This window comes from Aliiroseovarius sediminilitoris, assembly GCF_900109955.1.
Taxonomy (GTDB): Bacteria; Pseudomonadota; Alphaproteobacteria; order Rhodobacterales; family Rhodobacteraceae; genus Aliiroseovarius; species Aliiroseovarius sediminilitoris.
Map to the genome: position 1 here is coordinate 124,415 of NZ_FOJB01000001.1, position 23,303 is coordinate 147,717.

17 protein-coding genes and 1 tRNA gene are annotated in these 23,303 nt (G+C 56.5%); 13 read left to right on the forward strand and 5 right to left on the reverse strand.

Annotated features, from left to right (window positions below; translation table 11 throughout):
* The first annotated feature begins 254 nt into the window (after positions 1–254).
* From BMY55_RS00595 to BMY55_RS00605, 3 genes are all read left to right on the forward strand, one after another.
* Positions 255–1,049 carry an ABC transporter permease gene (locus BMY55_RS00595; protein ID WP_091427370.1) on the forward strand — a complete coding sequence of 265 codons (795 nt, stop codon included), beginning with the start codon at positions 255–257 and terminating at the stop codon, positions 1,047–1,049.
* 348 nt (positions 1,050–1,397) lie between these two features.
* A complete protein-coding gene (locus BMY55_RS00600) occupies positions 1,398–5,066 on the forward strand; it encodes a hypothetical protein (protein ID WP_143064264.1) in 3,669 nt (1,222 codons plus the stop codon).
* A gap of 106 nt (positions 5,067–5,172) precedes the next feature.
* Positions 5,173–5,997, forward strand: a complete 825-nt coding sequence (locus tag BMY55_RS00605) for a DUF2793 domain-containing protein (RefSeq protein ID WP_177179261.1) — start codon at positions 5,173–5,175, stop codon at positions 5,995–5,997.
* Positions 5,998–6,065: 68 nt separating this feature from the next.
* On the opposite strand, the gene rfbC is transcribed toward BMY55_RS00605, so the two are convergent.
* The 3 genes from rfbC to BMY55_RS00620 all read right to left on the reverse strand — a co-directional run bounded on the left by rfbC (position 6,066) and on the right by BMY55_RS00620 (position 8,730).
* Positions 6,066–6,638 (reverse strand): dTDP-4-dehydrorhamnose 3,5-epimerase, encoded by a 573-nt coding sequence (gene rfbC / locus BMY55_RS00610; protein ID WP_091427377.1) that lies wholly within the window; start codon positions 6,636–6,638, stop codon positions 6,066–6,068.
* A gap of 75 nt (positions 6,639–6,713) precedes the next feature.
* Positions 6,714–7,403 (reverse strand): sugar transferase, encoded by a 690-nt coding sequence (locus BMY55_RS00615; protein WP_245744612.1) that lies wholly within the window; start codon positions 7,401–7,403, stop codon positions 6,714–6,716.
* Positions 7,396–8,730, reverse strand: coding sequence for a UDP-glucose dehydrogenase family protein (locus BMY55_RS00620; RefSeq protein ID WP_091427380.1), 1,335 nt, complete (start codon positions 8,728–8,730; stop codon positions 7,396–7,398). Before BMY55_RS00620 ends, BMY55_RS00615 begins: the two co-directional genes overlap by 8 nt.
* Positions 8,731–8,900: 170 nt before the next feature.
* Between BMY55_RS00620 and BMY55_RS00625 the strand changes: the two genes are divergently transcribed.
* The 3 genes from BMY55_RS00625 to BMY55_RS00635 all read left to right on the forward strand — a co-directional run bounded on the left by BMY55_RS00625 (position 8,901) and on the right by BMY55_RS00635 (position 11,480).
* Positions 8,901–9,539, forward strand: a complete 639-nt coding sequence (locus BMY55_RS00625) for a CAP domain-containing protein (RefSeq protein ID WP_091427382.1) — start codon at positions 8,901–8,903, stop codon at positions 9,537–9,539.
* Between the two features lie 158 nt (positions 9,540–9,697).
* Positions 9,698–9,919, forward strand: coding sequence for a hypothetical protein (locus BMY55_RS00630; RefSeq protein WP_091427384.1), 222 nt, complete (start codon positions 9,698–9,700; stop codon positions 9,917–9,919).
* 91 nt (positions 9,920–10,010) lie between these two features.
* Entirely contained in the window at positions 10,011–11,480 is a 1,470-nt protein-coding gene (locus BMY55_RS00635; RefSeq protein ID WP_091427386.1) for a mannose-1-phosphate guanylyltransferase/mannose-6-phosphate isomerase, read from the forward strand.
* 18 nt (positions 11,481–11,498) lie between these two features.
* Here BMY55_RS00635 and BMY55_RS00640 read toward each other — a convergent pair whose 3' ends face one another.
* Together BMY55_RS00640 and BMY55_RS00645 are read right to left on the reverse strand one after the other, a co-directional pair.
* On the reverse strand, positions 11,499–12,239 hold the full coding sequence (locus BMY55_RS00640; protein ID WP_177179262.1) for a YjbF family lipoprotein: 741 nt from the start codon (positions 12,237–12,239) through the stop codon (positions 11,499–11,501).
* Positions 12,236–14,344 carry a YjbH domain-containing protein gene (locus BMY55_RS00645; protein ID WP_245744613.1) on the reverse strand — a complete coding sequence of 703 codons (2,109 nt, stop codon included), beginning with the start codon at positions 14,342–14,344 and terminating at the stop codon, positions 12,236–12,238. Before BMY55_RS00645 ends, BMY55_RS00640 begins: the two co-directional genes overlap by 4 nt.
* 214 nt (positions 14,345–14,558) lie before the next feature.
* On the opposite strand from BMY55_RS00645, the gene BMY55_RS00650 reads away from it, so the two are divergent.
* The 7 genes from BMY55_RS00650 to BMY55_RS00680 all read left to right on the forward strand — a co-directional run bounded on the left by BMY55_RS00650 (position 14,559) and on the right by BMY55_RS00680 (position 23,122).
* Complete coding sequence (locus tag BMY55_RS00650) at positions 14,559–15,716, forward strand: acyl-CoA dehydrogenase family protein (protein WP_091431875.1); 1,158 nt, start codon at positions 14,559–14,561, stop codon at positions 15,714–15,716.
* Positions 15,709–16,809, forward strand: coding sequence for a CaiB/BaiF CoA transferase family protein (locus tag BMY55_RS00655; RefSeq protein WP_091427394.1), 1,101 nt, complete (start codon positions 15,709–15,711; stop codon positions 16,807–16,809). The genes BMY55_RS00650 and BMY55_RS00655 overlap by 8 nt, the downstream gene beginning before the upstream one ends.
* A gap of 124 nt (positions 16,810–16,933) precedes the next feature.
* Positions 16,934–17,010: transfer RNA gene (locus BMY55_RS00660), tRNA-Arg, on the forward strand.
* A gap of 278 nt (positions 17,011–17,288) precedes the next feature.
* Entirely contained in the window at positions 17,289–17,516 is a 228-nt protein-coding gene (locus BMY55_RS00665; protein WP_177179263.1) for an integrase core domain-containing protein, read from the forward strand.
* 122 nt (positions 17,517–17,638) lie between these two features.
* The gene (locus BMY55_RS00670) at positions 17,639–18,322 is read left to right on the forward strand and encodes an ImuA family protein (protein ID WP_407638984.1); all 684 of its coding nucleotides are present in this window, start codon (positions 17,639–17,641) and stop codon (positions 18,320–18,322) included.
* The gene (locus BMY55_RS00675; protein WP_091427403.1) at positions 18,264–19,742 is read left to right on the forward strand and encodes a Y-family DNA polymerase; all 1,479 of its coding nucleotides are present in this window, start codon (positions 18,264–18,266) and stop codon (positions 19,740–19,742) included. The genes BMY55_RS00670 and BMY55_RS00675 overlap by 59 nt, the downstream gene beginning before the upstream one ends.
* Positions 19,739–23,122 carry an error-prone DNA polymerase gene (locus BMY55_RS00680; protein WP_091427405.1) on the forward strand — a complete coding sequence of 1,128 codons (3,384 nt, stop codon included), beginning with the start codon at positions 19,739–19,741 and terminating at the stop codon, positions 23,120–23,122. The genes BMY55_RS00675 and BMY55_RS00680 overlap by 4 nt, the downstream gene beginning before the upstream one ends.
* The last annotated feature ends 181 nt before the right edge of the window (positions 23,123–23,303 follow it).

Genomic DNA, 23,303 nt, shown 5'->3' on the forward strand with positions numbered 1-23,303 from the left:
AATCATCCTTCGAAGACGCCAGTCTGTCGGTGTTTGGCGCAACTAAGTTGCCGCATTTTATTGTTGATAGCTCGTTCGTCCGTCGTTTCGATGTAATTGATCACGTTTGTAAACCGCTCGTCGTGCAGCTTCCACCGCAATATGGACGCGTGGCTTATAACATTGAACCATTTTGCGTTGAAAGAGCTATTCTTCTTGCCGACACGTGTGGATTCGGCTTGCCAAAAACGCGCATCTAACGGCAAAACACGCGCATGAGCTTCAAAGCAGAGGGCCTGCACGCCCGCAATTTCAAAACCTGGCGAACGATCGTGGCCCTGATGCTGCGAGAGATGGCCACCAGTTACGGCAGATCGCCCGGTGGCTACCTCTGGGCTGTGCTCGAACCGATCGGTGGCTTGACCGTCATGACGGTTGCGTTCTCGATGGCCTTCGCTTCGCCTGCGCTTGGAAACAACTTTGCGCTGTTTTACGCAACTGGCTACTTGCCTTTTATGATGTATCTTGACCTGTCCAACAAAATTTCAAGGTCGATCAGATACTCCCGCCCTTTGTTATCTTACCCGTCAGTAACATATCTGGACGCTATCTTCGCACGCTTGTTTCTAAATGCGCTCACCCATTTTCTGGTGTTCTATATTTTGATGTTTGGCATCATGACGTTGTTCGATACTGGTAACATTCTGAACTACGCCGCCATATTCAACTCACTCAGTATGGCGTTGACCTTTTCGTTCGGGGTGGGTGTGCTGAACTGTTTCTTGCTTACCAAGTATCCGATTTGGGAGCGGGTCTGGGGGATCGTAACTCGCCCGCTGTTCATAATTTCTTCGATATTCTTTTTGATCGAAAGCATACCCCAACCTTTCCGTGATTACCTTGCATACAATCCGCTGGTTCATATCATTGGGGAAATGCGGCGTGGCTTCTATGCGACCTACGACGCGACTTGGGTCAATCCTCTGTACGTGTATGGCATTTCGTTGACGCTGACCGTGTTGGGCCTTGTGTTTCTGGGACGCTATCACCGCGAACTCCTCAACAACTGACCCATACTCGGGGTGGTTCGCACCTTACGACGGGGTCGTTTACCTAAAATCCACACTGCTATTTCACAGAAGTAAAGCGCTCTTTAACTCCAAGGATCCACCATAGACCTCATTAAGCTGGGTGAGCTGTACGAGGGGGTCGGGGTGGCCAGTCTGGTATTTACCGGCACTCATGCGGGTGCCGAATTAAGCTATGTTGCAAACGTTTCTGATCTGGAAGTCTTCCAGGCGGGAAACAGGACGTATTTATATGCTGCCACGGGTTCGAATGGTGGCGCGACGGTATTTTCCATTTCGGACGCCGGCGCATTCTCATTGTCAGCGCAATTGTCATATCCGCTTTCGGTTATGGCTTCACCATATGCTCAGATCGAACTGATTGAGGTGTCTGGCGCCACATATCTGCTGCCGTTCGGTAGATACGACTGGACCTTGAACGCCATTACTTTGGATGGTCCGGACCTGTTCGGTGCGACCGAGAGTTTTGAATGGGGTTTGGGAGGATTGGGAAACCTGAGCGCTCTGACATCGCGCAGCTTCGGGGACCAGACACATGTCTATGCTTCGAATGCGCAGAGCACAGGCTTCAACCATTATGTCGTGTCCGAACAGAATATCTTGGAATTGATTGACGGAAACAGCATTCCGACCGCCACGAACACCTCGGACATGGTGGCGCTTGGTATCGTTTCCAGCGGCGGCGCACAAATCTTGCTAGGTTTATCACAGCAGCAAGTTGGAATCTCCAGCTATCGTCTGGATAACGCCGGAAGCCCAACCTTCGCAGATTCGCTGTCTGCGGCAGAATACCTGCCGATTTCCGCCCCGACGGCACTGGTGTCCGGAAACGTACTGGACAAGACCTTCGCCATACTCGCAAGCGCCGGAAGTTCATCCCTGACAGTCGTTGAAGTTGGTGCCGACGGCTCACTGAATGCAATTGATCACATCATCGACAGCACGGCGACCAGATTCCAATCCATAACCGAACTGGCGTCGGCACAGGTTGGCGACAGACTTTACATCGTCGGCGGCGGCGCAGACGATGGATTGTCTCTGTTCACTCTTCTACCCAATGGGATGCTTGTGCATCTGGATACGGTTTGGGACACCAATCAGACGGCATTACAGAACATCTCGGCGCTGTCGATGGAATACGTGGGTGGCAAATTGCAGATCTTTGCAACCAGCGAGACCGAGCGCGGCATCACACAGTTCGAGTACGATCTCGCTGGTGCGGGCGAGACAATTGCTGGTGACGGATCATCGTCCGCTCTTTTCGGGTCTGCTGGCAATGACCAGATCGACGGTGGCATTTGGAGCGAAACCATATCCGGCGGTGCCGGTAACGATCTGCTGCGCGATGGCATCGGCGAAGATACGCTTATTGGCGGCACAGGTGCGGATATCTTTGTGCTGGCCTCCGACGATATGGTTGACAAAATCATGGACTTTCAGCCCGGTGTGGATCGGCTGAACCTGACTGAGTTCCAGATGTTGTACGATGTTCGGCAGCTAAATGTTGAACCCCGCGTTTGGGGAGCTGAAATAGTCTATCGCAATGAAGTTACATATGTATACAGCGCCGATGGACGGTCTCTGGACATTTCACATTTCACAACTGCCGATACGCTTCTGCTTAACCGACCGCCAAATGGGTTTCAGTATATTCCCGAGATCATAAACGGGACCAACGCGAATGATGTCCTGGGCGGCGATGAAGGCACGGAAACCTTGTATGGCTTCGGTGGAGACGACGTTTTCAACTGGTCGCTCGACCCAGATGTTTTCTATGGGGGGGACGGAACGGACACCGTAAATTATGCCACCGCCGCTTCATCGATATGGGTTGATCTGGCGAACAGACAAGCAACGGGCGCGGCGGATGGTGACGTCCACCATTCCATCGAAAATATCGTTGGGACCGCTTTTGACGACACTTTGATCGGCGATGGCAGTGCCAATCGGCTGGTGGGTGGCAATGGTGACGATTATCTTGATGGCGGTCTTTCTGGTGACACCTTGGATGGCGGTGATGGACGCGATACCGTCACCTATGCCTGGGCTCGCGAGGCGGTTATCGCGCGACTCGATAATGGTCTTTTGGCGGGAGCCGCACTCGGCGATATTCTGATCAACATCGAAAACGTGGTGGGGACGGCCTTTGACGACACGCTTGCCGGAAACAATGCCGAAAACCTGCTATGGGGTGGCGAAGGCAATGACATCCTGACCGGCGGCGGTGGCGACGATAGCCTGGCAGGCGGCGGCGGAAACGACACGTTGTCTGGCGGCAGTGGCGCAGACCTGCTTGATGGTGGATCTGGTCAGGATTGGGTCGACTATCGTGACGCAAACTCTCAGGTGCAGGTTGACTTGGGAACACGCACAACCGGTTGGGGTGCGGCGGGCGACACGCTGGTGTCGATCGAACACATTTACGGCAGTAATTTTGACGATCAGATTTCTGGAGCCGATGGCGGCAACACGATCTTGGGTATGGACGGCGCTGATTTCCTGTCTGGAGGTTCGGGTAACGACGAACTGTTCGGCAACAGCGGTGACGACAGCCTGCTGGGCCAGAATGACAATGATCGGCTTTATGGTGGTTCGGGCAATGACGTCCTTTCAGGTGGGCACGGCAACGACGTGTTGTTTGGCCAATGGGGCGATGACATCATGAACGGCGGCAGCGGTGCTGACATTCTTCATGGATCCTATGGTGCTGACCTCATGAAAGATTTTGGCGGTCGGGATAAGTATCATGGTGGTCCGGGTTATGACACCGTTGACTATTCCGCATTAACCAACAATGTGCGCGTCGATCTGCGAAGCGGCAAAGGGTTCTGGGCCGCAACCGGTGATATCTATACTTCGGTCGAAGGTGTGATCGGAAGTCGGGGTTCGGATGTCATTTATGGCAATGCAGCTCACAACACACTCTCCGGGCGCGGTCAGGGCGACAGGATTTATGGCTTGGGAGGTCATGATACCTTGTCGGGGGATGACGGCGCTGACCAGCTATTTGGCGGGGTGGGTCGGGATCGGCTGTTTGGCGGGAACGGCCCTGACATTCTGAAAGGCGAAGGTGGCAATGATTTGCTACAAGGGGGGACTGGCCCCGATCAACTATTTGGCGGACCCGGTATCGACATTGCCAACTATGCTGATGCAATCACGGGCATTACGGTCAATCTGAGCACAAACGTGAACAAAGGAGCAGCCGCGGGCGACAAACTTTACTCGATAGAGATAGTTGTCGGGTCGGGGTCGGACGATCGGCTGATCGGCAACGGTCAAGCGAACACATTTCGGGGTGGCGACGGCGATGACCGGTTTCAAGCACTCGGTGGCAATGATCGACTGTTCGGAGAGGACGGAAATGACACGTTCATTGCCGGTTCGGGCCGGGATTACATTCATGGCGGTGCAGGAACAGATACGTTGGTCATGACGGCACTGGGATCGGGAGCTCACGTTTGGCTGACGCTGAACAAAGGCGGACGAAGTATGCAGGGCAACACAATCCTCTCTGTCGAAAACCTGACGGGCACTCATTTTGGCGACGTTCTTCATGGCGATAGCAACGACAATTTGTTTCGCGGTGCTCGGGGCAACGACAGACTGACTGGCGGCGACGGCGACGACCGGTTGTATGGGGACCTGGGCAACGATCACTTGCTTGGAAATACCGGGGATGACATGCTGTATGGCGGTCCCGGGGACGACATCCTGAACGGCGGACAAGGCGACGATGTCATGGTCGGTGGATCAGGAGGCGACACGTTCGTTTTCACGTCTGGCAATGACTCGATTTCAGATTTCGACGTCGGGTCAGACATCATCCGGATAAACCTACAAGGCGCGGCCGCCGCTGCGGTAACTTCCACCACCGTCAGCGATTTTGCCGACATACGCGATGACGGCATCTTTCTTGACTTTGGTGGTGAAGCCTCGCTTTTTATTGAGAACCTACAGGATTTGTCCAGCCTGCAAGACGCGGTTGTTTGGTTCTAATCCGCCGACCACACCTTGTCAGGCCATGCGCGCGCCCGGATCGTTACTCTTTAACCTTATCACCGGATCAATCGTCGGAAGCAAATTTCGCAACGGAGTATCCGAAATGTCCGACAGTTCGCCCATTCTGTCCCTTCCTCTTATCCAAGTCGCGCAGGCGCAGAAACACGTCACACATAACGAGGCGTTACGCCTTCTGGACATTCTGGTTCAGCTGTCGGTCGCAACCGCCGATGGGATGAGTCCGCCAACAGGTGCGGCCGAGGGCGACCGTCACATTGTTCCCAGCGGTGCCACGGGCGACTGGACCGGCAAAGATCAGAACATCACCTGGTTCCAGGATGGTGTTTGGCAGTTCATCGCCCCTCAGCAAGGGTGGCGTGCAGATATCGCAGCGACCGCGCAGCAAATGCGGTTTGATGGTACCCAATGGGTCGATACGACACCTGCGACCAACAACCTTGATCTGGTGGGCGTGAACACGACCGCAGATGCCACCAACAAGTTGGCAGTTGCGGCAGATGCCACGCTGTTGTCGCATGACGGCACATCGCATCAGTTGAAAATCAACAAGGCGGCAATGGGTGACACGGCGTCCCTGCTGTTTCAGTCCAACTGGTCTGGCCGGGCGGAGTTCGGTTTGACAGGTGATGACGATTTCCACGTCAAAACCAGCCCGGATGGCAGCGTGTGGAACGAGACTATCGTCGCAACAGGCGCGGGCGACGTGGGAATCGGCAAAACCCCGGCGGCAAAACTGGATGTGGATGGGGTCCTGCGTCTGACGCCGACTGCAATTGCTGGCTTACCGGCTGCTGCGACTGTCGGAGCGGGCGGCATTGCCTTTGTGTCGGATGCGACGGGTGGTGCACAACTGGCCTATAGCGACGGAGCATCATGGCTGAAGGTCAGCGACGGCACAGCCCTCTGACCGGAACTCCGCGCAGGAGGCGGCCATCAAAACGCCCGCAGGTTCTTACTGCGGGCGTTTTTTTATGATCAACGAGGTCCACCGTCCGGACCGAATGGCGTAACAAATTCGGCCATGGACCCGGCCTCGCCGTCCTTGCCGCTGAGTGTCGCTTGATCCGCGGATATGCCCCAATCGATACCGATATCCGGATCATCAAACCGCACCGACATCTCGGTCTCGGGCGCATAGTGGTCCGAGCATTTATAAAACACATCGACACCGTCAGTCAGCGTAACGAAGCCGTGCAGGAACCCTGTGGGCACCAACAGCGCCGACCCGTTTTCATCAGACAGTTCGACCGCAACCCATTCACCATAAGTGGGCGAGCCATGACGAACATCAACTGCAACATCCAGAATGGACCCACGCAGGCATCGAACCAACTTGGCCTGTGCATGGGGCGGCGCCTGGCAGTGCAGGCCGCGTATCGTGCCCTTGGTCGCCGACCGCGACAGGTTGTCCTGAACGAAATTGGAGGGAAGGTCGGCCTGCTCCATCGCGCGGGTTGAAAAGGTTTCGCTGAAGAACCCGCGGTTATCTCCATGGCGCGGCGGCGTCACGATAACGCAGCCATCAAGCTTGGTCTTTTCTACTTTCACGGAAGTGACTCCATCAGGTTTTCAGGGCGGTTCGGCGAAGCATGTCGCGGGCCGACTGGGCCGGGCGAATTTGCCTTAACCCCGGATACGTCTTGCACGACGTCCGGGCAAGGGGAACAACTTGGCGGCCGTCAGGTAAAGAATATACAGATCGAGGCGTAACGACTTGTTGACGTGATAGATGTGATCCAGCGCCGCCTTGCGCGGAACACAGCGTCTCAGGTAAACGCCTTCGGCCTCTTTCTGGGTTTCGCAAGCCGCGAGCATTTTTTCTTCGTGGCTGTGGAAGATGATCGATGCCAAGCCCGTAATTCCAGGGCGATCAAGCAAAACCTGCCTATAGATGTTGGGCCGGGCCTGAACATAGCGCGGCTCTGGTGGGCGTGGGCCAACGAAGCTCATTTCGCCCTTCAGCACATTCCAGACCTGGGGCAGCTCGTCCAAACGATGGGCGCGCAGGAATTTCCCCATCGGCGTGATGCGGTTCTGTTTATGGCCACCGGTGATACCGACATTCTCATGGTCCGGCACGGTCCGCATGGTGCGGATTTTCAACAGGTCGAACGTCTTGTCGAAGGTCGTATTCCGTTCCGAACGATAAATGAAAGGCCGACCGTCGCGCAGGGTGACGATCACATACAGCACCAACAGCGTCGGAATGACGACGATACAAAGAACCAATGCGAGACCTATGTCGAAAAGGCGCTTCATCCCCAGTTCTTTCCGCTCATTCAGTTCGGCTTTAGAATACGTGACTTCAACCATCCCAACCATCCGGCCCAAATCCACGCCGTCCAACGGCACAATATGAGACAAAGCCGGCCTTCTTTGCATCTTTCGGCGAATAGATGTTGCGCAAATCAGCCATTCTGGCCGTTTCCATACGTCGGGCAAGGCGCTTCAAATCCAAGGCTCGAAACTCGTTCCATTCGGTCAGGATCACAACAGCATCCGCGTTCTGAACAGCCTTATACGCATCTTCAAACCAATGTGCACCCGGCAAAAGTGCCTCCCCTTCGTTTAACCCCTGCGGGTCGACAACACGCACTTTCGCGCCGCTGCCGATCAAGGCGGGAACAATTGTCAGGCTGGGCGCATCGCGCATGTCATCGGTGTTGGGTTTGAAGGTCACGCCCAGCACGGCAATCGTTTTGCCCGACACAGACCCGTCGCAGAGATCGGTGATCTTATCGACCATACGGCGCTTGGTTTCATCATTGACGGCGATCACGGTTTCGGTGATCTGCATTGGCATTCCGGCTTCCTGTCCGATGCGCGCCAAGGCTTTCGTGTCTTTTGGGAAACAACTGCCACCGTAGCCCGGACCGGCATGCAGGAACTTGTTGCCGATTCGACCGTCCAACCCGATGCCTTTCGAGACCTGTTTGACATCCGCCCCGACACGCTCGCACAGCGCGGCGATTTCGTTCACAAACGTAATCTTCGTCGCCAGGAAAGCATTGGCGGCGTATTTGATCATCTCGGCGCTTTCCAGATCAGTTGTGACAATCGGGAAATCGCGCAGGAACAGGGGTCGGTAGATCTCGGCCATGATGTCCGTGGCGCGTTCATTCTGCACTCCGACGACAACGCGATCCGGCCGCATGAAATCATCAATTGCCGCACCTTCGCGCAGGAATTCCGGGTTCGAGGCAACATCGAAATCAAGGTCGGGATGCGCCTTTTGAATCAACTGCTTCACCTTGCGATTCGTGCCCACCGGAACGGTCGATTTCGTGACCACAACTGCATAATCTTCAAGCGAATCAGCAATCTCTTCGGCGGCGGCATAGACAAAAGTCAGGTCTGCATGACCGTCACCACGTCGAGTCGGCGTGCCGACGGCAATAAAAATCGCTTTTGCGCCTTGCACCGCTTCTTTCAGGTTCTGGGTAAACGAAAGTCGGCCTGCGGCCACGTTTTTCGCCATCAGATCTTCAAGGCCTGGCTCGTAGATAGGCACCTGCCCAGCTTCAAGCATGTTGATTTTCGCGGGATCTTTGTCCACGCAAACAACTTCATGTCCAAAATCTGAAAAACAAACGCCAGAGACCAGGCCCACATACCCGGTGCCGATCATCGCAATTTTCATTGGCTCGAAACCTCTTTTTTCAAATAATCTACGATGGGATGATGCATCACGCAAACACTGTCAACGGACGGCGAACCTTCGCCCATCCAGACATCGCCCTATTCCCGTCACGCCCATGCCATGGCAAGTTTGCACGCTGCGGGGCGAAACTGGATGGTTAGGCCTGAATCATGTTTGGAAATACACTCAGAACACTCGGCGTCGCGGCGCTTCTGTCATTTGCCGCGCTGCCGGACGCTGCGGCTGCTGCCTGCACCGTGGCAAAGGTATCCGGGGCAGAAAAACCAATTCCTAACAAAGGCTTGAACCAAGGCCTGCTTGACAAGGCCGTTGTTGCGCGGGTGAACGCCGAACGGTGTCGACGCGGCCTTCCAGCCGTGACAACGACTTCGGGCCTTCGTAAGCAGGCAGCACGACATTCACAATGGATGGCACGCAGTCAGAAACTCAGCCACAAGGCCAGTGGCTCGTTTAACCGGACCCTCACCGACAGACTGCGAGCATCTGGTGTGCGGTTTCGCACCGGGGCAGAGAACATCGGATGGGTCCATCTCTATGGCATTGATGGCAACAAGTTCATGATTCGCTCGTCGCAGCAGTGTTTTTTCACAACGAAAAGCGGTCGCAGGATTGGGCGGCACAGCTATAACAGTCTGGCCAGTCTGATTGTTCGAAAATGGATGGATTCACCCGGACATAGAAAGAACATTCTGGGCCGAAAACTTCGATATAGCGGTGTCGGCGCGGGCGTTCAGCCCAGTGCGAAGTACTGTGGTTCGGTATTCCTTACCCATATCTTCGCCGGATAATGCGGACTATTGCATCGCTGCCACAGGGTGGCGAAGTTCTGCGTGAACGGGGTATTGAATGCAAGAACAGACTTCCAATAGCGTTCATGGTATGCAAAACAAATATGGACGGCTCGCTAAATCGGCGCTGCCCGCTAATTAATTATGGAGTATGAAACATGAAAAAAGTGATGACCCTTGCCGCTGCTGGCATGATCGCTCTGTCCGCACCTGCTTTCGCTGGCGCATACGGCGACGCAGTTGTTGAAGAAGAAGTTGTTGTTGTTGAAGAAGCTGGTAGCTCGCTGGGCAACACCGGTCTGGCTCTGCTGGGTCTGGCTGTCGTAGCTGGCATCATTGCAGCTTCGGACGACGACACCGCGGCAACCAGCACCAACTAATTTGAACGCTTCTTCGGAAGCATTCAATCGGAAACGGCAAGTCCTTGGGGCTTGCCGTTTTTGTTTTCAGAGGCCATGATTCCACCGTTGGATGAACAATCCCCACCGGTGCGAAGGGCGCTTTGAATTGCAAAAAATCACGCCGATCATTTTGGCAGGCGGCATTGGATCGCGTCTTTGGCCAATATCCCGTGAAAGTTTTCCCAAGCAGTTTCTTAAGATCAATGATGCGCCAAGTTTGTTTCAACAAACCGTGCAGCGCTTTCAATTGGCGGGGTTCACACGCCCCATCATCGTCACGAACGAGGATTATCGTTTTCACGTGGTCGAACAGATGGGAGAAATCGGCACTCTGCCCGAGTTGATATTGCTTGAACCTTGTTCGCGAAACACCGCAGGTGCCGTTTTGGCTGCGGTTCGCATGCAAGCCGACAGGAATCCTTCGGCGTTGTGCGTTGTCGCGCCGTCGGATCATTTGATTACGGATCGCACCGGTTTCACCTTGGCCATAGAAAAGGGTGTTTCTGCGGCGATTTCGGGCAAACTGGTTACATTCGGGATCAAACCAGACCGACCCGAAACAGGGTATGGGTATCTTGAGCTTGGCAAAGACGATGTTGGCGGTGGCCAGCTTGCACCCGTCCGGTCCTTTACCGAGAAGCCGGATCTACAGACTGCGGCCCTGATGATGTCCAGCGGACACCATCTGTGGAATGCGGGCATTTTCCTGTTTCGTACCTCTGACATGCTTGCCGCGTTCACGCGATACGCGCCAGAAGTCGCCGCCCATGTCGATAAAGCGCTTTCTGGAAATACGCTCGATCTTGGGTTTACCCGTCTTGATAAGGACGCCTGGATGGCATTGCCCGACATATCTCTGGACTACGCGGTGATGGAACATGCCGACAACATCTGCGCCGTGCCGTTCGACGGGCACTGGTCTGATCTGGGCAGTTGGCAGGGATACTGGCGCGAAGAATGCAGGTCGAACACGACGCAAGACGGCCTTGTGACCATCGGCAATGCGCACGGCATTGATTGCGAAAGCAGCTTGCTGATGTCCGAAAGTGCGGATCAGACGATTGTGGGTCTTGGGCTGCGCGATCTGGTGGCTGTGGCCATGAAAGACGCGGTGCTGGTCGCGGATCGCAACCGCTCGGATGAGATTGGCACCGTGGTCAACTACCTGAAGTCACGGAACGCGTCGCAGGCTACATTCCGGCCACAGGATTTCAGACCATGGGGCTGGTTCGAGGAACTGGTCACTGGTCCCGGCTTCAAGGTGAAACTTATCACCGTGCATCCGCGGGGTGTTCTGTCGCTGCAATCGCATACCCATCGCGCCGAACACTGGGTGGTGGTTGAGGGGGCCGCCAGTGTCACCATCGGAAACCAAACGCTGGACCTGTCTGCGAACCAATCTGCCTATGTGCCGAAAGGCGAGGTTCACCGCTTGGAAAACAACAGCCTGTCCGATGCCGTTCTGATCGAGGTTCAAACCGGTCCTTATCTGGGCGAGGATGATATTGTCCGATACGAAGACGCCTATGCGCGCAGCTAGACGGCACGCCTGCGCGGGTTACAGCCGCAGGTTCTGAATGGCCAGACTGCCGATCCGTTGACCAACCCATTGGCTGGATTTCAGGACACGGCCATTTCCGTCTACCCAATAGACATTGTTGAACGAAATCTCGCCACGCTTGCAGCTTTCCTTCATGACAACAGCATCCGCATTGATTGCACCCAGACTCACGCGCTCCGACTTGCCGCGCGCAAGCGAACAATCCAGCACAAGGCTGGTGCTTTGACCCAGATTGCCAAGATAGAAATGTTCGCGCTTGTAGGTGGCGTTGCGCCGCGCGGTGATCGCCGACACGGCGGCATCGATGCGCGACGCCATCAGGTCTTCGCCCAGACCGCGCGTGTTGGCCAGAACCCCGCGCTGGAAGGTCAGTCCTTGCCCGGGGGCGCTGCCCCACGTGACATAATCGCCATTCCGTCCAACCGGGCTGATGGCCAGGACCGCCTTGGTCTCGATCCGCACGACCAGGGCGATTGGCCCTTTTGTTGCGGCCAAAGCTTTGCTTACAACGGCATTTGGATCGGTCGTCGCTGCCGTCGCGGTGGTGGGTGAAGCTTCTTTGCCACCGCCCAATTTTGCACCCAACTGCTTGCCTGAGTTTTTCAGTAGACTGGCGGTGATCTTCGGCAGTTCAACCGCATCCGTATCCGAACCACATCCGCTCAGCACGACTGAGGCGGCCAAAATGTACCCGGCGACGCGCACAGAGCGTCTGGTGAAACGGACTTTCACGCTCATCTCCAGAACTTGCCCCAACGGGACGCCAGGGCATCTCCGTGGCCTTCGTCCACCCATTCGAACAGGCGGCCATCCACTTCCAGACGCGCGCCGCCGTCACGAGACAGGGATCGTAAACTGGCGTTCGATGCACCGCGTGAGGGTGTGCCGAACGCCCATTCAAACGGAATCGACAGGCGGATGCCTTTGTCAAACGACCCTTCGCCGAAATCCTCGGCCGAGACGTTCGTCTTGGTCACGAAACCACCAACCTTCCAGCCGTTGTCAAATGTCCGGTCGATGGACAATGTGGCACCGTAATCGCCAGCCAGATAGCGGCCCACGTCAAGTTGGCCCGTAAACCCGTTTCCGAAATCATAATACGCGGACACATGCCCGGTAACGACACTGTAATCCTGAAAGCTGAACAGCTGATCAAACTCGCGTTGCTTCACCCAGGCAACTTCGGCGCCTACTGCAAGCTGGCTGTCGACCGGTTTCCACAGCACTTCGGCCGAGACCCCGCCAAACATGCTTTCAAGATAACCAATGGTCACGCGGCTATAAAGGTTCTTGCCGGGGCGACCATACATGCTCGCCGTCAAATGAGAGATCGCCGGATCACCTTCTGCCGCGTACCGCCCGGCCTGCGTCCGTACGGGTGGAAGCGCCGAGGAGCTGCCATCCGAATCTTCGCTCAGGTTGCCCCAGATGCTTTTCGAAATCGACCCGGACAAGAAGATGTTCGGGGCGACTTCATAAGACCCGCTCAGTTTCAGGCCGAAATCTGCGCGGATGGGGCTGGCCGGATCAAAGAAGCTCAATCCCATATAGGGGGCCAAAGCCCAGCGGAACCGGCTTTCGGGATAAGCCAGTTCAGAATTGCGCACCGCACGCGGTGTTGCTTCGCCGATCGAGACACGCTGGAACATATCAGTCGCGGGGGCGTGTTCCAGCCGCTCAATATCGCTGCGGCGCATGGTGACCGTGGACAGCGGAATCCCCCGGTCCACCAGCGTTATCACGAATGTCTCGATTGATGGCGGCAGGGCATGGGTCAATATCCGTGCAGTGCGCCCAACGGCTTGCGCCGGGGAATAGAATTTTCTGTTGTCAACTTTCAGTTCGGCCCGCGTGGCACCCAACGCAAGGGATTGCAGCGTGATCCCGTCCTTGTTCAGCGCATCCCCGACAGCTTTGCGAATGCCTGTTTCGTTGGTCGGATCAGAAATCCAACTCGTGCTCCAGGCCTCGGTGTTGCTGCGCGATGGTCGTGGTTTGACGGGCAAAGGTGCACGTTCGTTCCCCGAACGGGCGATGGGTTGACGCGGGTTCAGACGGATAACGACACTTGCCCCGATCGTATCACCAGCCAGGTAAAACGCATTCAGGTGAATGGCCGGTGATACCTGATAGTCCACAGCAAAATTCAACGGAGACTTATGCTCCATTATCCCTGCCGCCACCTCTTGAACATAAGCGTCCGAGCTGTATTCCGCCTTCAGAGTCAGCTTGTCGTTCACCTTATAGGACACACCGGCAAATGGTGCGAAATCGCCCTTGAACCATTGGCTGGCATTTAGTGTGCCGCCTTGGCCAAAATTCCATGGGGGGCGCGAGCCGGTTGCGCCAATTGGTTCATAGCTGCCCATCCGGCCCCAGCCAAGACCACCCGTGACGCGCAAACGATCACCGATGGTTTTTGTGGCAACGATATACTCGCTGGAATAAATACCCGTGCCGATAAAGTCGCGAATCCCGACGGACACGGCCGGGAAATATTTGCTTTCGTTCAGAACCCGATATCGGACATCGAAGCTCCGGTCGAAGTAATCCCCGACAACAGGGTGGAAATCGGAAATCTTGGCATAGCGGAAGCTGCCTGACAGACGCGGCGTGATCTGGAAGCTCAGCGTGCCGTTGGCATTCGGTCCGAACTGCGAATAGGTGAATGCCAACTCGCTGTCAGCGGCGGCCTCGGCAGTCGGCATCGCGATCAGACCGGGAGTCCCGTAAATCGTATAGCTGGACGTCAGCGTCCCAACCTCGGACACGGCCGGCGTGGCTGTCGCCGCTGCGACACCAAAGGCTGCCAGTTTACAAAAATCCACCCGAGAAATGCTCACTGCCATCTCCGTTCAACATCTTTTTTTGTTCAGATACGCGATCCCAGCAGACAAATCACGCAAAACCGACACGGTTCAGCGGTTTGCAGTGGATTGTCGCGCAATTGCACAAATGATCCTGTAGCTCCTCTAGCCTTTGTAACGCGACGTTACCAGCCTTAACAAATCATGGTGGGATATACTGACGAAAACCCTATAAATGTCGGAGCCGATCATGTCACTTTTCACACCATCCGCCGCATGGGTCAGCGACGAACACCGCATGTTTGCTGATATGACCAACCGTTTCTTTGCAGACGAACTGGCACCCAACATCGAACGCTGGGTCGACCAAGGCATCGTTGACCACGACTTTTGGCGCACCGCCGGGCAAGCGGGCATCATGGGCGGTGCCATTCCCGAAGACTTCGGCGGCGCAGGGGGAGACATGGGGTTTGAAAGCGTCGTCATCTATGAACAGGCACGCACGGGCGATTGTGGTTGGGGCTATGGCATCCAGTCCATCGTGGTCCACTACATCACCGCCTATGGCACGGACGAACAAAAGGCGCGCTGGCTGCCCGGCTTGGCGTCGGGCGAGATTGTCGGCGCTATTGCCATGACCGAACCGGGCACCGGGTCAGACCTTCAGGCCGTGCGCACCCGCGCCGAGAAGGACGGCAACCAATACAAGATCAATGGGTCGAAGATTTTCATCACCAACGGACAAGCCGCCGACCTGATCATCACCGTCTGCAAGACCGACCGGAATGCTGGATCAAAAGGTATGTCCCTGATCGTTGTCGAACCGGACCAATGCGAGGGCTTCAAGCGCGGTCAGAATCTGAAAAAGCTGGGTATGAAAGCCAATGACACATCCGAACTGTTCTATGAGGATGTGAAAGTACCCCAGACCAATCTGTTGGGCACGGAAGAGGGGCAAGGGTTCTATCAACTGATGAAGCAACTGCCGTGGGAACGGCTGCTCATTGCCATTCAAGCCCTTGGTGCGATTGATTTCGCGTTGGAACAGACCATCGCCTATACACAAGAGCGCAAAGCCTTCGGGCAACGAGTGATGGATTTCCAGAACACACGGTTCAAGCTGGCCGAATGCAAAACCAAGGCCGAAGTGCTGCGCAGTTTTGTCAATGACGGGATCGCACGGCTGATCGACGGCACGCTGGATGCGCCCACCGCTTCGATGGCAAAATACTGGGGCAGCGAGGTCCAGAACGAGGTCATGCACGAATGCCTGCAACTGTTCGGCGGCTATGGCTACATGATGGAATACCCCATTGCCCGGCTCTATGCCGACGCCCGTGTGCAGATGATTTATGGCGGCACGAACGAGATCATGAAGGAACTGATTGCACGGGCGATTGATGAGTAAGGTTGCTGCAAACGGCCCGCTTCACGGCGTCAGGGTTGTGGAAATTCAAGGTCTTGGCCCGACCCCCTTTGCCGCGATGTGGCTGGCAGATATGGGGGCAGATGTTGTGCGCATCCAGCGCCCGAACCTCAAACCCTTGGTCCCGCAAAGGGTCGATGTGCTGAACCGAGGACGCGGGTTTGTTGAACTGGACCTGAAAGACGATGCTGATCGCAACGCCGCCTGCAACCTGATCAACCGCGCAGACATGCTGATCGAAGGGATGCGCCCCGGCGTGATGGAGCGTCTGGGGCTTGGCCCGGCTGGCTTTTCGGGCACCAATCCTCGGCTTGTTTATGGACGCATGACGGGTTGGGGGCAATCCGGCCCGCTGGCGCAGGCGGCCGGACATGACATCAACTATATCTCGATCACTGGCGCGCTTCATGCCATCGGAGGCAAACATCCTGTGCCGCCCCTGAACCTGTTGGGCGATTTTGGCGGTGGTGGCATGTATCTTGTCGCTGGAATGCTGGCGGCGTTGTATGCGGCGCGCGAAACGGGCAAAGGCAACGTGGTGGACGCCGCTATCACCGATGGCACGGCGCATCTGATGGCGATGATCTATTCCATGCACGGTGCTGGGATCTGGGCGGACGCGCGCGAGGCAAACCTGCTGGATGGCGGCGCTCCCTTCTACACCGTTTATGAATGCGCCTGTGGCGGGCACATGTCGGTTGGCGCGCTGGAGGCGAAATTCTATGCAGAGCTTCTGTCACGACTGGGGCTGGATGATGCCGACTTGCCCGCACAGATGGATGTCGAAGGCTGGCCTGTCCTGCGCACCTGTTTCGCCGCCCGTTTCAAGCAGAAAACCCGCGATGAATGGGCAGAGCTTCTTGAAGGAACCGACGCCTGCTGCGCCCCGGTCTTGTCCTTGCAGGAAGCGCCCAACCACCCCCATAATCGCGCACGCAATACCTTTGCGGCGATAGACGACGTCATACAGCCAGACGCGGCACCAAAACTGTCAGATACCGCGATTCGCGCAACCATAGGGGAAGAATGCAAGCCGTTGCAGATCGACGAACTTATGGCGCGTTGGTCCGGTTAGCCATATTAGCATTCCCATTATCACAGGTACCTCCGCTGCCCGAAGAACGACGGAAAAGACTTCCGGTTTTCCCAATTTGCCCCTTGCAAACCCGGCGCTGGACCGCTAAATCCCCGCCTACCGCGCTCTGGTAGCTCAGCTGGATAGAGTACTTGACTACGAATCAAGGGGTCGGGGGTTCGAATCCTCCCCAGAGCGCCATTCAAACCTTTCAAGACATTGTAAATAACGATAAAGCCAATTTGCTATGGCCGTTACCCCATCTCTATCCCAGACTTGGAGTGCGGTGGTGTGACGGAATGTGATACGTTATCTTCACAAAAGTAGTGCGAAATAGAGGACTTTGTGATTTGCGGATTGCCGCTTGCAATATTCCTGCCTGAAAAGTAAGCGCCTCAAGGCTGGATCGCACTATGATAGAAAGGGCTAACACCTTCTGCACTCACCATTTCCCGAATAGATTGCCTGGTCCCATCTCGATGAACGGGCGTGGCAGATACCTCGACAACATCTTCGTCGAACGCCTTTGGCGGTCACTAAACCAGGAGGCCATCTATCTCGAAGAAATCGACGACGGCTGCAAGGCCCGTTGCATCATCAGAGGCTGGATGGCCTTCTACAACACCAAACGCCCCCATTCCGCGCTTGGTCGGCAGACGCCCGATGACGTATATTGGGCAGGCTTGGAGCAACGACACGCAGCATGAGACTTAAACCCGATACACCTTAGAAATGCTGCAAACCTGTCCGAAAAGATGGGACCATCTTCAACCGATGCAGCCTTAACGCACAATCCCCATAGCACCGAGACCTGCCCGCGCTTTCCTCCTTGTCAGATTTGTCGCCGCTGCATCTCGCGATGGCAGCAGCCACAAACCTTAGACAAAGTAAGCTTTCGCCACAGCTGTACCAAGGTCCGGTATTGTTTGCCCCCGGTGTTTCTCGCTACATTCTCCCCATGCAACATGCCGAGCTTCCATTTTTCCCTCCCGCCAGATCCCGCACACATGAGGTTTGCGGCGCGGGCGCGTATGTGTTTGCCTTTGCGCTCGCGGCACGATTGGGTGGCCATACGATATGGGTTCGTGAAAGCTGGGATAGCGCTCAGATCAACCCAACCGGGTTTGCAGATTTCGTGGAACCCTCAGAACTGACGGTTTGTAACACGAGGGCTCAAACAGAAGCGCTTGCGATTGCTGAAGAGGCGCTGCGGTCGGAGGCGGTTTCACTGGTCGTCGTGCAACTCAACAAGCCCTTGGGATTAACAGAGGGGCGGCGACTGCAATTGGCAACGCGAGATGGAATGTCCACAGGGCTAGCCATTATTCCCGAAGGCATGGGAAGTCATGCGGCGGAAACGCGTTGGCGCTGCACCCCCGTTTTCGACCCTGAAGACTCGACACTCCAGAAGTGGGAGCTTATTAAGAACAAAACAGGAACAATGGGTGTCTGGCATGTTCGATGGGATACAGCGTCGCGTCGTATCACTGTGGTTTCCCCGGCTCGCGAGTGACCGGGTTTTACGCCAGTGCCCGATCGAAGGGCCCTTTGCCCTGACGTTGAAACAGCAAAATTCCAACCGGATCTACTGCCTGAATGCTGCCGCAGAGAAACAAGGCTTGCATCAGGGCATGCCCTATGCGGATGCGCGCGCTTTTTTTCCAAGCCTGCAAAGTCGAGAGGCGGAGATCGAAAAAGATCAACAATTTCTACGCATCTTGTGCCGCTGGGCGCTGCGCTATTGCCCGTGGGTGGGGTTGGAGGGGAAGGATGGGTTGGTTCTGGACATCACCGGCTCGGCGCATCTGTTTGGAGGAGAAGCCCCCATGCTGGCCGATATGCGCACACGCCTGATGCGAGCGGGATTATCGGTGCAAATCGGCTGTGCTAATACGCGCGGGGCGGCTTGGGCCCTAGCGCATCATGGCGAGGGAATTGCCTCAAGCAGGGATACGCTGCCCGCCCTAAGAGCCTTACCAGTGGCGGCCTTGCGGATTGAAGACAGCATGTCGATCACGTTGCAACGCCTGGGGCTGCGCAGCATTGGCGATCTGGTCGGGGCCGCGCGCGCGCCGCTGACCCGCCGGTTTGGACCTGGCCTGCTGTTGCGGCTGGATCAGGCCCTGGGCGCACAGCCCGAAGAGATATCGCCACAGACAACACCGCCGCATTACGCCGTGCGGATGACATTGCCCGAACCGATTGGTCTGTTGTCAGACGTGATGGCAGGTGCCGAACGGCTTTTGGCTCAGCTTTGCACGAAGTTGAAAACACATGAGGTCGGCGCGCGCAAACTGTGCCTCTCTTTGCGCCGGGTTGATCAGGGTCATCAGCAGGTTGAGCTGCGCCTGGTCCGGCCCTTGCGCGACCCACAGCGTATTCTGCCGCTCTTTGAACGAGGGTTGGCAGAAATTGATGCGGGATTTGGTATTGACCAGCTGAGGCTTGAAGCCACGCTGATCGACCCCCTGCCAGTACAACAGATCAGCCATGCCTCGGATGGTGGAAAAGGCAAGCTGGATGACCTGATTTCCCGGATCGGCACACGGATCGGATTGGAGAACATCCAGCGGTTCCTTCCCGCTGACAGCCACATCCCGGAGCGGAGTTTCATCATTGCGCCAGCGGCCTATTCAGAGCCTGCCAGTGGTTGGAACCTTTCTAACACACGCCCGATCCTCCTGTTTCCATCAGAGCCGATTTCCGGAGCTGGTGCACGCCCGCCCGCGCAATTTCGCTGGCGGCGAATGGCTCTGACCACAGGTCGGGTGACCGGCCCGGAACGCATTGCCCCGGAATGGTGGCTGGAGGATGACAACTGGCGCTCGGGCCTGCGTGACTACTGGCGCGTGGAAACGCGTGAGGGGCGGCGGCTTTGGCTTTTTCACACACCGCAAAACCCGGGCTGGTTCGTGCAGGGAGAGTTTGCATGATCGAGGTCAACCGCACTCACCACCCGATCGAGCCGTTCCGGCACGACATGCTGGCAGCCCGGATGCAGGGGCAGGACTATGCCGAGCTTTGTGTCACCACGAATTTCACCTTTCTGACCGGGGCTTCCCACCCCGAGGAACTGGTGGTACGGGCGGCTGAACTGGGCTTGTCGGCCATTGCTATCACGGATCGTAATTCGCTCGCAGGGATGGTGCGGGCCTGGTCGGCTCTGAAGGAGCTTAAACTCGAAAGACAAGAAGCGGTGCAGATACGCTCGCAACAGCGGGTGGACAATTCATCCCGGCAAATCATTGGGCAGAGTGATCCGCTGACCAAGCCCGACACTGCATCGCTGCCTAGGTTGATAGTGGGCTCTCGGCTCGTCTTGCAGAACAGTTCAGTCGAATGGATCGCCCTGCCACGCGACCGGGCCGCCTACAAACGCCTGACGCGCCTGCTGACCCTGGGGAAGCGACGTACGGAAAAGGGCGGATGCATTCTTCACACCAAAGACATGATGACAGCCTGCAAGGGCATGATCCTGATCGCCTTGCCACAGGGGTGTTTGAATGAGGCTATACCCGATATTCGAAGGCTTCGTCAGCAGTTCCCCAACCATGTCTTTTTGGGCGCTGCTCCACGTTATGATGGGAGCGATCAAGCCTATTTCAATGCCTGCGCGCAGGCGGCGCAAAAAGCCTCGGCCCCGATGGTGGCGGTGGGCGATGTGCTGATGCACCGCGCAAACCGTCGCCAGCTTGCCGATGTGCTGACCTGCATGCGCGAGCGTATCACCATTGATCAGATCGGCACCCGCGCGCTGGCCAATGGCGAACACCGCCTGAAGGCCGGAGCGGACATGGCGCGGCTCTTTCGAAATCATCCGGCGGCGCTGCGCCGAACCTTGGAAATTGCCGACAGGTGCAGTTTTGATCTGAGCGAGCTGTCCTATGAATACCCGCATGAGGAAACGAGCGAGGAAACCCCGCAGGCCCGGCTGGAACGCCTGGTCAAGGAGGGGTTGAAGCGCCGCTACCCCGACGGCCCGCCGGACAGGGCGCTTGAGTTGATGGCAAAGGAACTGGCCGTTGTGAAAGAGCTGAACTTCCCTGCCTATTTCCTGACCGTGCATGACATTGTTCAATTCGCCAGATCAGAGGGCATCCTGTGCCAGGGGCGCGGCTCTGCGGCCAATTCCATTCTTTGCTATCTTCTGGGCATCACCGATGTCAGCCCCGATATGATTGCAATGGTCTTTGAACGCTTTGTGTCCAAACATCGGGGTGAGCCGCCAGATATCGACGTGGATTTCGAGCACGAACGGCGCGAAGAAGTCATCCAGTGGATTTATCGCAAATACGGTCGCCACCGCGCCGGGCTCTGCGCCACAGTGATCCACTTCCGCACCCGCGCTGCCATTCGTGAGGTCGGTAAGGTCATGGGGCTCAGCCAGGATGTGACCGCAGGACTGTCCGGGCAAATCTGGGGTATGACCAATGGCGGTGTCGACCTGAAGCGCATTCGCGAGCTTGGCCTTGACCCCGAGGATCGCCGCCTGATGCAGACCATCCGTCTGATTGGCGAGATCATCGGCTTTCCCCGCCACCTGTCCCAACATGTGGGAGGTTTTGTCATCACTCGTGGGCGGCTGGATGAGCTTGCCCCGATTGAAAACGCCGCGATGGAAGATCGCACCGTGATCTGCTGGGACAAAGACGACATTGACGCTTTGGGCATCCTCAAGGTGGATGTGCTGGGGCTGGGCATGCTCAGTTGCATTCGCAAAGCCTTTGCCTTGCTGCAAGAGCACGACAACGTAACACATAGCATTGCCTCGGTCCCCCAAAACGATGAAGCCACCTATGACATGCTGTGCCGGGCCGATGCGATTGGCGTCTTTCAGGTGGAAAGCCGGGCGCAGATGAACTTTCTGCCCAGAATGCGGCCTCGTGAATTTTATGATCTCGTGATTGAGGTCGCCATTGTCCGTCCCGGTCCCATTCAGGGCGATATGGTTCAACCCTATATCCGGCGGCGTAACGGCCAAGAAAGCGCAGAACCCTTTGGGCCAGCGCTGGGACAGGTTACCGAACGCACCCTCGGTGTGCCTCTGTTTCAGGAACAGGCTTTGCAAATCGCGATGGTCGGGGCCGGATTTTCCGCTGAAGAGGCTGATCATCTGCGTAGATCTTTGGCCTCATTCCGGCGCATGGGGACGATTGGCAAATACCGGGAGAAATTCATCGCCGGTATGTTGAACAATGGTTATCGCTCGGACGTGGCCGAACGCTGCTTCGGCCAGATCGAGGGCTTTGCCGATTATGGTTTCCCTGAAAGTCATGCGGCAGCCTTTGCCATGCTAGCCTATGTCTCGGCCTGGCTGAAATGTCACCACCCGGCGATCTTTGCCTGCGCTTTGCTCAACTCTCAGCCGATGGGGTTCTATGCGCCTGCCCAGATCGTGCGGGATGTGCGTGAGCACGGGGTCGAGACACGGCCCATTTGCGTCAACCACTCGGACTGGGACAACACGCTGGAGCGGCGCCCCGATGGGGCCTTGGCGCTACGGCTTGGCTTTCGCCAGATCAAAGGGCTGAAAGAAGAGGATGCAGGCTGGATCGTGGCGGCGCGCGGCAATGGGTACCCCGACCCCGAGGCGCTGTGGCTGCGTGCGGGGGTGCGCCCCAATGTCCTGAGGCGCCTGGCCGAGGCCGATGCGTTTTCCGATATGGGGCTCATGCGGCGCAATGCGCTGTGGCAGGTCAAGGCCATCCAAAGCCCCACGCCTCTTCCTCTGTTCAATAATCCGATTGACGGGGAAAATATCCATGAACCACAGGTCGAATTGCCGGTCATGCAATTGGGCGAAGAGGTGGTGGAAGATTACGTTTCCACCCGCCTGACTCTGCGTGCTCACCCGATGGAACTGCTGCGCCCCGCGCTTCCTGGCCTGATCACACATGCGTCTTTGCAAGATGTTGCCTTGGGGCGGTATAGCGTTTGCGGCCTCGTCATCACCCGGCAACGCCCCGGCACAGCCTCTGGCGTGATCTTCTTAACGCTGGAAGATGAAACCGGAGTCAGCAATGTAGTTGTATGGCCTAAGGTCTATGAACAGTTTCGCCGCATTGTCATGGGCGGTCGGTTGCTGCGCGTCACAGGCTACCTGCAGCGCGAAGGGATTGTCGTGCATCTGATCGCGCAGGAGGTGCAGGATCTGTCACATAAACTGACCGAACTGGGCCACCCACAACCTGAAGCCCTGACCACCGAAGGCTCCCGTGCCGATGATACTCCGAAAAATTCACGCTATCCGGCTCGTGCGATGCATCCACGTGATCAGGCAAAACGGTTGTTTCCAAGTCGAGACTTTCACTAAAACAGGCGTTCCAGCACATCGCAGCATTCGGTAGGGATGGGCTCTCTCGCGCGCTTTCTCTGTGCGGATGATCAATGGCAGCTTCCCGGTTGCGGCAATGTGATGGAAGATCTTTGAGCCGCAAATGGAAAAATTAGTGCGCCAGTAAAAACCCGGCCAATTCAAGATCAATGACTTAGCA